We start from the raw sequence: 13,319 nt of genomic DNA, 5'->3' as shown, positions 1-13,319 counted from the left end.
CCCCACTCGCCGGCGGTCAGCCACATCCCGGCCCGCTGGAACACCTCACGCTCGTGCGCGAAGTAGATCTGGGGGAGTTCGATGCCCTCGCGGGCGATGTACTGCCAGACGTCCAGCTCGGTCCAGTTGGACAGCGGGAACACGCGGACGTGCTCGCCGGGCGCGTGGCGGCCGTTGTACAGGTTCCACAGCTCGGGCCGCTGGCGGCGTGGGTCCCACTGGGAGAACTCGTCCCGCAGCGAGAAGACCCGCTCCTTGGCGCGTGCCTTCTCCTCGTCGCGTCGTCCGCCGCCGAAGACGGCGTCGAACTTCTCCGCCTGGATCTTCTCCGTCAGCGGCACGGTCTGGAGCGGATTACGGGTGCCGTCGGGACGCTCCTTCAGCACTCCCCGGTCGATGTAGTCCTGTACGGAGGCGACGTGCAGTCGCAGTCCGTGCTCGGCGACCGTGCGGTCGCGGTACTCCAGGACCTCGGGGAAGTTGTGTCCGGTGTCGACGTGCAGCAGCGTGAAGGGGACGGCCGCCGGGGCGAAGGCCTTCAGTGCCAGGTGCAGCATGACGATGGAGTCCTTGCCGCCGGAGAACAGGATCACCGGCCGCTCGAACTCACCCGCCACCTCACGGAAGATGTGGACGGCCTCGGACTCCAGCGCGTCCAGGTGGGACAGCGTGTACGGGGTGCCGGTCTCCCCGGGGACGGCCGCGACGGTCGTCGTCATGCCAGACCCCTCTCGGTGAGCAGCTCGTGGACCAGCGCCGCGGACTCCTGGACCGTCTGGTCCTGCGACTCGATGCGCAGATCCGGGGTCTCGGGGGCCTCGTAGGGGTCGTCGACACCGGTCAGCCCGGAGATCTCCCCGGCCGCCTGCTTGGCGTACAGACCCTTCACATCGCGTTCGGAGCACACCTCGACCGGCGTAGCCACATGCACCTCGACGTACGCGGCACCGCTCGCCGCGTGACGCTTGCGGACCGCCTCGCGGCTGTCGGCGTACGGCGCGATGACCGGCACGAGCGCATGGACGCCGTTACGGGCGAGCAGGTCGGCGAGGAAGCCGATGCGCTGCACGTTGGTGTGGCGGTCGGCGCGGCTGAAGCCCAGGTCCGCGGTGAGGAACTCGCGGATCTCGTCGCCGTCGAGGACCTCCACGAGGTGGCCGTCCTCACGCAGCCGGCCCGCCAGCTCGTAGGCGATGGTGGTCTTGCCGGCACTCGGCAGACCCGTGAGCCAGACGGTGGCTCCGGTGGCTCCGGTCGTCACTTGGTTCTCCTGGTTCGTCGCGGGAGCACGGCCCGTCCCGGGGACGGTGTTCCCGACGGTGTCAGCTGTCTCGGCGGGCGCGGTGGCGTTCTCCGCGGACCCTGCGGCGCTCACAGGTGCAGCCCGCACTCGGTCTTGGCGTTGCCTGCCCAGCGGCCGGCCCGCGCGTCCTCGCCCGGGGCGACCCGGCGGGTGCAGGGGGCGCAGCCCACGGAGGTGTAGCCGTCCATGAGCAGGGGGTTGGTGAGCACACCGTGCTCGGTGACGTAGGCGTCCACGTCGTCCTGCGTCCAGCGCGCTATCGGGGAGACCTTGACCTTGCCGCGCTTGTCGTCCCAGCCAACGACCGGGGTGTTCGCCCGGCTCTCGGACTCGTCGCGGCGCAGGCCGGTCGCCCACGCGTCGAACCGGGTCAGGCCCTCTTCGAGCGGCTTGACCTTGCGCAGGAAGCAGCACAGGTCGGGGTCGCGGTCGTGCAGCTTCGGCCCGTACTCGGCGTCCTGCTCGGCGACCGTCTGACGGGGGGTGATCGTGATGACGTTGACGTCCATCACGGCCTCGACGGCGTCCCGGGTGCCGATGGTCTCCGGGAAGTGGTAACCGGTGTCGAGGAACACGACGTCCACGCCGGGCCTGGCCCGGGAGGCGAGGTGCGCGACCACCGCGTCCTCCATCGAGGACGTCACGCAGAAGCGCTTGCCGAACGTGTCCACGGCCCACTGGAGGATCTCCAGGGCCGAGGCGTCCTCCAGATCACGGCCGGCCTGCTCGGCGAGCGCCTTGAGCTCGGCGCGCTTCGCCGCTTCCGGGTCGGCCGCGTCCTTCGAGGACGCGGATGTATCGGAATCCGCCTGGACGGTAGTCATATGTGATCCCCTCCGCTGTCGGCTCGCCGAAGCCCCCGGGACAAGAGCCCGAGGAACTTCAACTGGAAGGCTCGATTGCAGGCCCCGCATTCCCACGCGCCGTGTCCCTCTTCGTTCGGGCGCAGGTCTTCGTCACCGCAGTAGGGGCAGTAGAAAGGGGCGGCTCGCTCGCTCACGACAAGGCCTCCTCGGAAGCGCGGGTGACCCAGGCGGCGAAGCGCTCGCCGTCCTCGCGCTCGTCCTGGAACCGCTTGAGCACGCGCTCGACGTAGTCGGGGAGTTCGTCGGAGGTGACCTTCAGGCCGCGTACCTTGCGGCCGAACCCGGCCTCCAGGCCGAGCGCGCCGCCCAGGTGCACCTGGTAGCCCTCGACCTGTTCGCCCGCGTCGTTCAGGACGAGCTGTCCCTTGAGACCGATGTCCGCCACCTGGATACGCGCGCAGGCGTTCGGGCAGCCGTTGATGTTGATGGTGATCGGCTCGTCGAACTCCGGGATCCGGCGCTCCAGTTCGTCGATCAGCAGGGAGCCGCGCGCCTTGGTCTCGACGATGGCGAGCTTGCAGTACTCGATGCCGGTGCAGGCCATGGTGCCGCGCCGGAACGCCGAGGGGTTGACCCTGAGGTCCAGTGCCTCCAGGCCCTCGACGAGCGAGTCGACCTGCTCCTCGGTGACGTCGAGCACGATCATCTTCTGCTCGACGGTGGTCGCGACCCGGCCGGAGCCGTGTGCCTCGGCGAGATCGGCGATCTTCGTCAGCGTCGTGCCGTCCACGCGGCCGACGCGCGGGGCGAACCCGACGTAGTACCGGCCGTCCTTCTGCGGGTGCACTCCGACGTGGTCGCGCCAGCGCGCCACCGGCTGGTCGGGCGCCGGTCCGTCGACCAGCTTGCGCTTGAGGTACTCGTCCTGAAGGACCTGGCGGAACTTCTCCGTGCCCCAGTCGGCCAGCAGGAACTTCAGGCGGGCGCGGGTGCGCAGCCGCCGGTAGCCGTAGTCACGGAAGATCGAGATGACGCCCTCGTACACGTCCGCGACCTCGTCCAGCGGCACCCACGCGCCGAGCCGCTGCCCGATCTTCGGGTTGGTGGACAGACCGCCGCCGACCCACAGGTCGAAGCCGGGGCCGTGTTCGGGGTGGCGGACACCGACGAACGCGATGTCGTTGATCTCGTGCGCCACGTCGAGCAGCGGCGAGCCGGAGATCGCGGACTTGAACTTGCGGGGCAGGTTCGAGAAGTCCGGGTTGCCGATGATCCGCCGCTGGATCTCCTCCATCGCGGGCGTGCCGTCGATGATCTCGTCCGTGGCGATCCCGGCGACGGGCGAGCCGATGATCACACGAGGGGTGTCACCGCAGGCCTCGGTGGTGGACAGGCCGACGGCCTCCAGCCGCTCCCAGATCTCGGGCACGTCCTCGACCCGGATCCAGTGGTACTGGACGTTCTGCCGGTCGGTGATGTCGGCCGTGCCCCGCGCGAACTCCTGCGAGATCTCGCCGATCACCCTCAGCTGCCGGGTGGTGAGCCGGCCGCCGTCGATCCGAACCCGCAGCATGAAGTACTTGTCGTCCAGCTCCTCCGGCTCCAGGATCGCGGTCTTGCCGCCGTCGATCCCGGGCTTGCGCTGGGTGTACAGCCCCCACCAGCGCATCCGGCCACGCAGGTCGTTGGGGTCGATCGAGTCGAAGCCGCGCTTCGAGTAGATCGTCTCAATGCGCGTCCGCACATTGAGACCGTCGTCGTCCTTCTTGAACTGCTCGTTGCCGTTCAGCGGGGTGAAGTGTCCCGCGGCCCACTGGCCCTCACCACGGTGACGGCTCACCTTGCGGCGGGGCGTGGCGGGGTTCTGCGGGGTGGCGGCCATGGGTGTATGTCCTTCGGGAAAGGCGGGGAAGCGGCTCTGAGCTGCGCCGGCGCGCGCATGCGGGCACACGCGCGCAGCGTGTGCGGCGCCTGCGCGTCCTTGCGCGGGCTGAAAACAGAGGAGGGTGCGGCGCTAGTGCCCGGGGTCGTCCAACCCCTCGCGGCAGGGGCGTCAGCTCACCGGACAGATGGCGCTGGACATGCGGCCGAGGTCGACGTGGCGCCGACTCACCAAGGCAATTCCAGTTCCAGACATGACGGAAGCGTGTCACGGCTCTTTAGACCCAGTCCACCGTCATCCATATTCCGGACAGGGATGTCTCGCATGTCGAGACGCTGTGATGTGGGTCATGGTGTGGAAGCGGCCGCACCGGGCCAGGGACCCGGCGCCGGAGCGTCCGCCTCCTCGGTCACCTTCGTGTCGAACAGCGTGAACCCCCGCCGCAGGTAGTTCCCCATGGCGTGCTCGCCGTCCCGGGTGCAGGTGTGCAGCCAGACCCGCTTGGTCGGCGGCAGCCCCGGCCACCGCTCGGCGAGGTCCCAGGCACGGGCCGTCCCGTACGACAGCAGGTGGCCGCCGATGCGCCGTCCCCGGAACGCCGGGATCAGCCCGAAGTACGCGATCTCCACGACCCCGTCGTCCTGCGGCTCCATCTCCACATAGCCGGCGGGCGTCCCCCGGTCGTAGGCGACCCAGCTCTCCACGCCCGGCCGGTCCAGGTGCTCCTGCCATTGCCCGTACGACCACGACAGCCGGTCGATCCAGCGGATGTCACCGCCGACGGAGGCGTACAGGAAGCGGCTGAACTCGGGGGAGGGGACCTCGGCGCGCACGATGCGGACGTCGTCGCCCTCGGGCGCGGCGGCGGGAAGCAGATCGCTCGGCGAGGTCTGCTCCAGGGACCAGGTGGTGACGGTGCTGCTCATGGGCCCAGGGAATCACGGGTCCCGGCCCGCCTCCAAGGCCGGGCCGGGTCACCCTGTCGGGCCGGTCGCCCTAGTCCAGCGTGCCGTCGACGTCCGACAGTTTCACCGCGTAGAGCACGCGCTCGGGGATGGGGTCGGTGAGCGTCCACACCTCGCCGGTCTCCGGTGAGTAGGACAGGGAGGCTGTGTGCCGCCCCCAGCAGGCGTACGAGCGGAGGCCGGACTTCTCGTCGGCCTTGTCCGCCGCGCACCTGGCGGCCTTGGAGCCGTCCTCGTCCTGCCTCCAGAGCGTGCCGTGCCGGTCGGACTCCTCTGATGCCTGGTCGACGTACCAGTTCCCCTTGTGGGCGAGGACCCCTCGGACACCGGTGGCCTCGGTCTCGTACGCCTCGGTGGCGACGGCGTCGCTCCCGCGGCCGGTGGTGGTGAGCAGGCCGGTGCGGTCGCCGGTGATGTCGAGTGCGTAGCGCCAGACGCGGGCGGGTTCATCGCGGCCGGGCCGGAACCGCTCGTTCGCGACGACCGTGGGTGGTGTCGACGTCCGGTCGAGGGAGAGCGAGCCGAAGCAGGGCACCCCGTCGTTGTCGCGCGCGTCGCAGCCGCGGCCCGCCGGTGGACTGTAGGCGGCGACAGCGGGCAGCGCGTACCGGTAATGGTGGGCCGACCAGCCGTCGCCCGCCCTGCCGATCGCGTCGCTGTCGGTCACGTCGGCGCGCAGGAAGCGGGCCAGGTCGAACACGTACAGGGAGTCGTCCCGCTGTCCGCGGCTCTGCGGGCCCCGCGCGGTGACGATCAGCTTGTCCTCGTACCAGGCCATGCCGCCGAGCCGGGAACGCAAGCCCTCGAAGCCCTGCCCGCCGGTGGTCGGCACGACCAGCAGGACCCATCGGTATCTGAGGTTCGCGGGGTCACTGGCGTCGACGAAGGCGACCCGGGCGAGCCCTTCGTCGTCGACGGCACCGACGTCGGTGCCGTCCGCGCCCGTATTGTCCGCGCGCGTATTGTCCGTACCCGTGGGGCCGGCCTTGGTCGAGTCGGCGCCGGGCGTGTCGCTCCCGACACCGCTGTGCGTCCAGCCGGACGCGATGACCCGGTTGTTGCGGGACGTGGTGACCGAGCTGGGGACCCACCTGTCGTCGACCGCGTCGCCCGGCTCCCAGCAGTACGCCCGCGACGTCACCGGCTCGACGGGCAGATTGTCCTTCTCGGTGCTGAAACAGTCGCCCTCGTTGCGCATCGCGTGGTTCGCGCTGCGCAGTACCTCGTCGACGCCGACCCCGCCGCCCGTCTCGTGGGTCAGGGTGTTCAACCCGGTGCTGTCGGTGAGGGTCTCCCGGAGCTGCAGCCTGCCCAGCTCGGCGGCCGAGGTGATGGAAGAGAGCGCGCCCGGTGTCTCACCGCCCGCCGCCTGCGATGTACTGATCAGCGTGGCCGCCGCCGTGAGGGCCAGCGCGGTCCCCGCCAGGGACGCGCGCAGCGCACGTCCCCTTCTGCGTCGACGGTGCCTGCCGCGGTGCTGCATAAAACCTCCCGGGGACGGCCAACTGCCTACCAAGACCAAGATCTTGACGGAGAGGCAGGTGGGGCGGCCTGGCAGCGATGCTACGGCAGTGGGACACGTGTCACACCGAGGTCCGGGGAAATGCAGGGAGATCCCTCACCCCGAGGCCATGATCCGTTCACCGGGACGGGGGTCGAACGTGTTCGGCATGGGCTCAGGGGCCCGGCTCGGCTCTCTCGTGTCCCGAAGATCCCTCGCCCGGGAACCTCTCACCCGCAGTGGTGCCCCGCGCTCGTACCACCCCCGGCGCCACCGAGTGCGGGAGCAGGTCCAACGGGGTTTCGGGGAGGACGACTTCGACGTCGGCCCGTTCGGTGAACCGGTACGGGCGGTGGTCGAGGAAGGCACCGAGATAACGGCGTACGCGGGACATCTCGGCGCGGACGGTGACGGTGCGGGCGGGGTCGCCGAACATGTCGTCGGCGAGGGCGGAGGCGCTGCGCCCGCCGCGGTGGAGGGCGAGGAGGTACAGGAGTTCGGCGTGGCGGGGGGTGAGTACATGGGTCCAGGAGCCCGCGCAGCCGACGACGGTGACGGTCCAGCGGCGTGGGTGGGAGACATCGAGGGTGATGTGCGTGGCGGTCGGGGCGGGCGCGGGGTCCGCGGTGGGGCGTATCAGCCATCCGGCGGGCAGCGGGTCGACGGTGCACAGGCCGAGCGCGGGGAACCAGCAGCAGCCGGGGGAGAGGGACTTGGGGAGGGCGACCCGGCTGGTGTACGGCATGCCGGTCACGGCGGCGGTCCAGCCGTCCCGGTCGACGGCGACCGCGCGGCCGCCGATACGGGCCAGGACCGGGGCCGCCACCGCGCGCAGCTGTTCGAGCGAGGTCAGGTGCAGGTCCCGTAGACGGGCCTCGGCGAGTTTGGCGACCGAGTCGACCAGGGCGAGGGTGGAGGGATGCAGGGTCTCCAGGGGACCGCTGATGTCCACCGCGCCGAGCAGCCGGCCGTCGCGCGGGTCGGTGATGGGGGCGCCGGTGCAGGTCCAGGGGTGCAGGGCGCGGACGAAGTGCTCGGCGGAGAAGACCTGCACGGCCCGGCGGGAGACGAGGGGCGTACCGACGCCGTTCGTGCCGACGGTCTCCTCGCGCCAGTCCGCGCCGATCCCCAGGCCGTGCCCGTCGGCCTTGCGGAGCACGGCCGTACTGCCCTCGCGCCACAGCACCCGGGCGTCGGCGTCCGCGACCATCATGATGTGCTGCGTGGTGTCCGCGAGGGAGAGCAGCCCCTCGCGGAGCACCGGCAGGACGTGGCGGAGCCGTGAGGTCCGGCGGCGGCGCTCGACCTCGTCGCGGCCGAGGAGGTCGGACCGGAAGTCGTGGTCGGGGTCGATGCCGCTGTGCGCCATGCGGCCCCAGGACTCGCGGATCGCGGGGCGCGGGGCGGGTTTCGAGGGCCGGCCGTCGAGGACGGAGGCGCGTGCCTCGCCGAGAGCCCGGGCCGCTCGGGCGGCGTCCGTGGCGGTGAGCCGCGCGACTTCCATCGGCGAGTGCGGCACTCGTTCCTCCCCGGCAGGCCCCTCGCTCCTCGGCCCCCGGTGGCCGTGGAAGCCGGGTCCGCGCGACGGCGTTGACTGCGGGTTCACAGTCTGCCGCTCTTCGGCCACGGAGGGACACACTCCGGGCACAGAGCGCAGACGAGTTGCAACCCCCTGCAACCCTGGCGAACCGCCGCACGCTCCTTGAAACTTGTTCAACGTCGCCCGGTGCGGCGTGTGCGCTCCGCTCAGAAGGGGCCCGAGAAGCGGGGGTGGTGCCGTGTCGGCGCAGCACCACTCCCGCGTCGGACCACCCGAAAGAGGGCACGTGGCCCAGGTGGAACTCAGCTGACCGGACGCGCCCGTTCCACCACCGACGCCAGGTCCAGCGTGTGGGGCAGCGTGCCGAAGGCCGTGCCCCGGTCGCCGCCCAGCCGGGAGGCGCAGAACGCGTCGGCTACCGCCGGGGGCGCGTACCGCACGAGGAGCGCCCCTTGCAGGACGAGGGCGAGTCGCTCCACGAGCCGGCGCGCGCGGGCCTCGATGCCGTCCAGATCGGCGAGTTCGGTCAGCAGGTCCTTGATCGCGCCGTCGAGCCGGTGGTCTCCGCCCCGGGCCCGGCCCACCTCCCGCAAGTAGGCGTCCAGGGCCTGCGGTTCGCGCCGCAGTGCGCGCAGCACGTCGAGTGCCTGCACGTTTCCGGCCCCCTCCCAGAGGGAGTTGAGCGGGGACTCGCGCAACAGGCGGGGCATGCCGGACTCCTCGACGTAACCGTTGCCGCCGAGGCACTCGGCGGCCTCCACCACGAGCGGGGCACAGCGCTTGGTCACCCAGTACTTGGCGACCGGCACCGCAAGCCGCAAGAACGAGCGCTCGTTCTCGTTGCCCGCCTCCGCCGCGTCGTACGCCGAGGCCACCCGCAGCGCCAGCGTCGTCGCCGCCTCCGACTCCAGCGCGAGATCCGCGAGGACGTTGCGCATCAGCGGCTTGTCGATCAGCCGCCCGCCGAACGCCTCCCGGTACGAGCAGTGGTGCACCGCCTGCGCCACCGCCTGCCGCATCAGCGACGCCGCGCCCAGCGCGCAGTCCAGCCGGGTGGCCGCCACCATCCCGATGATCGTGCGCACCCCCCGCCCCTCGTCCCCGACCCGGCGCGCCCACGTTCCGTCGAACTCGACCTCGGCGGAGGCGTTCGACCGATTGCCCAGCTTCTCCTTCAGCCGCTGGATGCGGAACACGTTCCGCGACCCGTCGGCCAGCACCCGGGGCACCAGGAAACACGTCAGCCCGCCCGGAGCCTGCGCCAGCACCAGGAACCCGTCCGACATCGGCGCCGAGCAGAACCACTTGTGGCCGGTCAGCTCGTACGTCCCGTCCTCGGCCAGCGGCCGCGCCGCGGTGGTGTTGGCGCGTACGTCGCTGCCCCCCTGCTTCTCGGTCATGCCCATCCCGAAGAGGGCGCCGGCCTTCTGGTCGGCGGGCCGCACGTCCCAGTCGTAGAGCGTGGACGTCAGCCGGGGTTCCCACTCGGCGGCGAGCGCCGGGTCCGTGCGCAGGGCGGGTACCGCCGCGTGGGTCATGGACAGCGGGCAGCCGTTGCCGGCCTCGACCTGGGTCCAGACGACGAACGCGGCGGCCCGCCGCACATGCCCGCCGGGCCGTGTCCAGGCCGCCGTCAGCCCCGCCGAGACCCCCTTGCCGAGCAGCCGGTGCCACGACGGATGGAACTCCACCTCGTCCACCCGGTTCCCGTACCGGTCGTACGCCCGCAGCTTCGGCGGATTCTCGTTCGCCAGCCGCCCCCACTCCTGGACCTGCGCGGAGCCCGCCGTACGCCCGAACCCCGCCAGTTCGTCCCGGGCCTCGTCCAGCAGCTCCGGCGCCAGGTGCCGGTCGACCGCCTCCGTCAGGACCTGGTCGGCGGCGAAGACGTCGTAGTCCACCAGGGGCGGAGCCTGATTGGTCACTTCATGGGTGCTGGCTGCCATGACAGGAACCTACCCGTCGGCATCGCATCGGCACGGCGACGCCCACCGGTGTCCGGCGGGGAGGAGTCCGACGGGCCGGTGTCTCGCGGGCAGGAGTCGGGCGCCGGACCGGAGCCGGCCGGCGCCCGACTCACGGAGGCCGGCTCAGACGGGTGCCGCCAGCTCGCCCGTCCCCAGTTCACCCGTTCCGAACTCCGCCTCCGGGTCCAGTACGGCCTCCCCGTACTGTTCCTGCGGCCAGCCCGGCCGGTAGACGGTGTCGAGATAGCGCTCCCCGAGGTCAGGGGAGATCGCCACCGCCGTGGTGTCGGGCGAGCCGTTGCGGGCCAGCCACTCGCCGGCGCCGCTGACGACCGTGCCGGTGGAGCCCCCGAAGAGGAAGCCGCGCCGGGCCATGCGGTGGCAGGCCCGTACGGTGTCGATCTCCTCCACCCGGACGACGTCGTCCACATAGGACGCGTCGAGCAGCGCCGGGGTCACGCTCGTGCCGAGCCCCGGGATCATCCGGCGGCCCGGCGCCCCGCCGAACGCGACCGAACCGACGCTGTCCACGGCGACGATCCGCACCCGGCGCCGCCGCTCCCAGAACCACTGGGCGCAGCCCATCAGCGTCCCCGAGGTGCCGACCCCCACGAACAGCACGTCCAGACGCGGGAACTGCCGGGCGATGGCGGGCGCGGTGGTGCGGTAGTGCGCCTGCCAGTTCGCCTGATTGGTGTACTGGTCGAGCCACACGTAGCGCTGGTCTGTGGCGCACAGTGCGCGGACGTACGCGATCCGGGCGCCGAGGAGACCGCCGTGCGGGTCCGGCTCGGAGATGACGTGGACCCGGCTGCCCAGCGCCTCGATCATGCGCCGGGTCTGTGGATTGCACCGGGAATCGGTCACGCACAGAAACCGGTAGCCCCGGCTCGCCGCGATCATGCTCAGCGCGACGCCCAGATTGCCGGACGACGACTCGACGAGCGTCGAGCCGGGCCCGATACGTCCTTCCCGTTCGGCGGCCCGCACCATCTCGGACGCGGCCTTGACCTTGATCGAGCCGGCGAAGTTGAACCCCTCGCACTTCAGGAAGAGCCTGTGTCCGACGACCTGGCGCAGATCGACGTACAGCTCCTCCTCGTTGAAGTCCGTGGGAACGGATATGACTGGCACTGCGGCCCCCCTGGTTGTGCAAGGTCGTACTCGCTGCGCCCGGCCGTTCAGCCGTGGCGGCGCAGCTCGTGGAAGAAGCCGTCCACGACCCGTAGTCCGCCGGAGCGGACCACCTGCTCGTGAACATGACCGCCGACCGCGAGGTCGAGGACCCCGAGGCCGAAGGGCGAGAAGATCACCGGCCGGTCCGCCGGCACGGTCGCCCGGCCGGTGAGGACGCAGTGGAGCGTCCCGTCGAGGAAGTCCCGTGCGCCGGTGAGCTGTTCGGTCAGGTGCGGTGACGTGTTCGCCTTGAGGCAGTGCTCGACGTCGTCGACGAAGTTCGCCGACGCGAGCAGCACCTCGGGCGCGAGATCGCGCAGCGACACGTGCAGCACCAGCGGGTTGTGGGCGAACCACTTCGGTTCACGGATGTGCGGCTCGCCCGCGATCGTCGCGAAGACCACGAGGTCGCTCGCCCGGATCACGTCCTCGGCGCTGTCGTACACGCTCACCCGCCCGTCCGCGTCGGACCGCTCCAGATATCCCCGGAACCCCGTCGCGCTGTCCGCGGACAGGTCGTGCACCCCCACCTCCTCGAACGCGAAGCCGGTCGCCGCGAGGAACGTGTGGATGTACCGGGCGATCAGGCCCGTGCCGAGGAAGCCGACCCGCGTCGGGCGCGGTACCCCCCGGCGCGCGTCGCTCAGCCGGTCGGCCGCCAGCGCCGCCGACGCGGCCGTCCGGGTGGCGCTGATGACGGAAGCCTCCAGGCACGCGAACGGATAGCCGGTGGTGTGGTCGTTGAGGATCAGCACGGCGGAGGCGCGCGGCAGCCCGCCGGCCGTGTTCTCCGGGAAGCTGGAGACCCATTTCAACCCGTCCACCTGGAACTTCCCGCCCAGTGAGGCGGGCAGCGCGATGATCCGCGAGGACGGACGGTCGGGGAAGCGGAGGAAGTACGACGGCGGATTGACCGTGTCGCCCGTGTCCCCGTCCCCGTGCAACAGGTAGGCGGACTCGACCAGTTCGACGATCTCCCGTTCCCGGCCCCGCAGGGCCTGCTGCACCTGGGCGCCGGTGATCACGGCGAAACCCGGAACCTCGGTCATCGGAAGCTCACCTCGTCCTTCGAGCCGGAGTCGTGCGGGTCGGAGTGCTGTGTGGCCGACCGCCGCGTGTCGCAGTGCCGGGTGCCGGAGTGCTGTGTGCCGAGGTCGGCCGGCCGTACCGGGTCCGCCAGGCCCACCAGCACCTCGCGCGGCCCCTCGAAGGGCTCACGGCTGTGGGCGCAGCGGATGTTGTCGACGAGGAGCAGGTCACCGGGGCGCCAGGGTTCGCGGGCGGTGTGCGCCTCGTAGACCTCGTTGAGCGTCTCGACGACATCGGCGCCGATCGGATCGCCGTCGCCGTATCGGGTGTTGAAGGGCAGCCCGTCGGCCCCGTACATGTCCACCAGGTACTCGCGCACCTCGGCGTCCATGGTCCATTCGTTGAGGAACGCGATCTGGTTGAACCAGCAGCGGCGGCCGGTCACCGGATGCCGCAGGACGGCGGCGCGCCGCTGCCGGGTGTGCAGGGACCCGTCGGGCTGCCAGGCGAACTCGATGGAGTGCGCCCGGCAGTAGGCCTCGACGACGGTCCGGTCGTCCGTGCCGAACGCCTCGGCGATCGACGCGCCGATCTCGTCGTTGTACGAGCGGGTGAGCAGCCAGCCGTCCCGCTCGAACCGCTCGGTCAACTCCGTTGGCAGCGCGGCCAGTACGGCCTCCGCGTCGGCGACGCCGGTCGCCCCGCCCCGCCCGGCGGCTTCCAGGCAGGCGAAGAGCATCAGGCCGGGGAACTCCCGGGCGTAGCTCAACTCGTGGTGCGCGCACATCGGTTGGGTCGACGGCCAGGCCGTCGAGGAGTACACCCCGTCCGGGTACGTCCGCCGGGGCGCGAAGGCCTCCTTCTCGATCATCAGTGTGTCGGTCAACCCACGGAAGACCGCGCCGACCTCGGCCGCGTTCCGCAGCCCGAGACCGCGTACGAGGACCGAGCCGTGCTCGGTGACGGCGGCACGCAGGGCGCCTTGCCGCCCGGCCGCCCACCGGGGGGCGGGTTCGGCGGGGGAGACGGTGAGGAGCGGCGGCCTGCCGGGCGATGTCTCGATGTCCGGCAGGAGAAGGGGAGCCGAGTCCGACGGGGGCGTCGCCCCGTCCTCTCGACGGCGCCCGGCAGAACGGCGGCGGTTCAGGAA

At 71.3% G+C, this 13,319-nt stretch carries 13 protein-coding genes; all 13 read right to left on the bottom strand.

Annotated elements, in window-relative coordinates:
- Positions 1 to 719 (bottom strand): sulfate adenylyltransferase subunit CysD (gene cysD, locus AWZ10_RS03855; RefSeq protein ID WP_060890435.1); only part of this gene is annotated, 719 nt, incomplete at its 3' end.
- Positions 716 to 1,261 (bottom strand): adenylyl-sulfate kinase, encoded by a 546-nt coding sequence (cysC, locus tag AWZ10_RS03850; RefSeq protein ID WP_046705363.1) that lies wholly within the window; start codon positions 1,259 to 1,261, stop codon positions 716 to 718. The genes cysD and cysC, both read right to left, overlap by 4 nt.
- A gap of 110 nt (positions 1,262 to 1,371) precedes the next feature.
- Positions 1,372 to 2,127, bottom strand: coding sequence for a phosphoadenylyl-sulfate reductase (locus AWZ10_RS03845; protein ID WP_046705361.1), 756 nt, complete (start codon positions 2,125 to 2,127; stop codon positions 1,372 to 1,374).
- Positions 2,124 to 2,303 (bottom strand): hypothetical protein, encoded by a 180-nt coding sequence (locus AWZ10_RS53445; protein WP_078935379.1) that lies wholly within the window; start codon positions 2,301 to 2,303, stop codon positions 2,124 to 2,126. The genes AWZ10_RS03845 and AWZ10_RS53445 overlap by 4 nt, the downstream gene beginning before the upstream one ends.
- Positions 2,300 to 3,991 carry a nitrite/sulfite reductase gene (locus tag AWZ10_RS03840; protein ID WP_060890434.1) on the bottom strand — a complete coding sequence of 564 codons (1,692 nt, stop codon included), beginning with the start codon at positions 3,989 to 3,991 and terminating at the stop codon, positions 2,300 to 2,302. Before AWZ10_RS03840 ends, AWZ10_RS53445 begins: the two co-directional genes overlap by 4 nt.
- A 171-nt stretch (positions 3,992 to 4,162) precedes the next feature.
- Positions 4,163 to 4,246, bottom strand: coding sequence for a putative leader peptide (locus AWZ10_RS55450; RefSeq protein WP_309474722.1), 84 nt, complete (start codon positions 4,244 to 4,246; stop codon positions 4,163 to 4,165).
- Positions 4,247 to 4,338: 92 nt separating this feature from the next.
- Positions 4,339 to 4,917 (bottom strand): GNAT family N-acetyltransferase, encoded by a 579-nt coding sequence (locus AWZ10_RS03835; protein ID WP_046705359.1) that lies wholly within the window; start codon positions 4,915 to 4,917, stop codon positions 4,339 to 4,341.
- 70 nt (positions 4,918 to 4,987) lie between these two features.
- On the bottom strand, positions 4,988 to 6,439 hold the full coding sequence (locus AWZ10_RS03830) for a hypothetical protein (protein ID WP_060890433.1): 1,452 nt from the start codon (positions 6,437 to 6,439) through the stop codon (positions 4,988 to 4,990).
- A gap of 193 nt (positions 6,440 to 6,632) precedes the next feature.
- Positions 6,633 to 7,961: a helix-turn-helix domain-containing protein gene (locus tag AWZ10_RS03825; protein ID WP_060890432.1), complete on the bottom strand. Its 1,329-nt coding sequence runs from the start codon at positions 7,959 to 7,961 to the stop codon at positions 6,633 to 6,635.
- A 338-nt stretch (positions 7,962 to 8,299) separates the two neighbouring features.
- Positions 8,300 to 9,943, bottom strand: coding sequence for an acyl-CoA dehydrogenase family protein (locus AWZ10_RS03820; RefSeq protein ID WP_046706627.1), 1,644 nt, complete (start codon positions 9,941 to 9,943; stop codon positions 8,300 to 8,302).
- A 144-nt stretch (positions 9,944 to 10,087) separates the two neighbouring features.
- A complete protein-coding gene (gene sbnA, locus AWZ10_RS03815) occupies positions 10,088 to 11,098 on the bottom strand; it encodes a 2,3-diaminopropionate biosynthesis protein SbnA (RefSeq protein ID WP_046706626.1) in 1,011 nt (336 codons plus the stop codon).
- A 47-nt stretch (positions 11,099 to 11,145) separates the two neighbouring features.
- Entirely contained in the window at positions 11,146 to 12,189 is a 1,044-nt protein-coding gene (sbnB, locus tag AWZ10_RS03810; RefSeq protein ID WP_060890431.1) for a 2,3-diaminopropionate biosynthesis protein SbnB, read from the bottom strand.
- Positions 12,186 to 13,316 (bottom strand): TauD/TfdA family dioxygenase, encoded by a 1,131-nt coding sequence (locus AWZ10_RS03805; protein ID WP_482258090.1) that lies wholly within the window; start codon positions 13,314 to 13,316, stop codon positions 12,186 to 12,188. The genes sbnB and AWZ10_RS03805 overlap by 4 nt, the downstream gene beginning before the upstream one ends.
- Positions 13,317 to 13,319: the final 3 nt, after the last annotated feature.

The sequence above is a fragment of the Streptomyces europaeiscabiei genome (assembly GCF_001550375.1).
GTDB classification, from domain to species: Bacteria; Actinomycetota; Actinomycetes; order Streptomycetales; family Streptomycetaceae; genus Streptomyces; species Streptomyces europaeiscabiei.
This window is presented reverse-complemented; position numbering and strand designations above follow the sequence as displayed.

Excerpts from the sequence above, each read along its gene's own strand:
- AWZ10_RS55450 (WP_309474722.1), bottom strand. The coding sequence starts at position 4,246 with ATGTCTGGAACTGGAATTGCCTTGGTGAGTCGGCGCCACGTCGACCTC.
- AWZ10_RS03840 (WP_060890434.1), bottom strand. The coding sequence starts at position 3,991 with ATGGCCGCCACCCCGCAGAACCCCGCCACGCCCCGCCGCAAGGTGAGC.
- AWZ10_RS03830 (WP_060890433.1), bottom strand. The coding sequence starts at position 6,439 with ATGCAGCACCGCGGCAGGCACCGTCGACGCAGAAGGGGACGTGCGCTG.
- AWZ10_RS03835 (WP_046705359.1), bottom strand. The coding sequence starts at position 4,917 with ATGAGCAGCACCGTCACCACCTGGTCCCTGGAGCAGACCTCGCCGAGC.
- AWZ10_RS03845 (WP_046705361.1), bottom strand. The coding sequence starts at position 2,127 with ATGACTACCGTCCAGGCGGATTCCGATACATCCGCGTCCTCGAAGGAC.
- AWZ10_RS03825 (WP_060890432.1), bottom strand. The coding sequence starts at position 7,961 with ATGGAAGTCGCGCGGCTCACCGCCACGGACGCCGCCCGAGCGGCCCGG.
- AWZ10_RS03820 (WP_046706627.1), bottom strand. The coding sequence starts at position 9,943 with ATGGCAGCCAGCACCCATGAAGTGACCAATCAGGCTCCGCCCCTGGTG.
- sbnB (WP_060890431.1), bottom strand. The coding sequence starts at position 12,189 with ATGACCGAGGTTCCGGGTTTCGCCGTGATCACCGGCGCCCAGGTGCAG.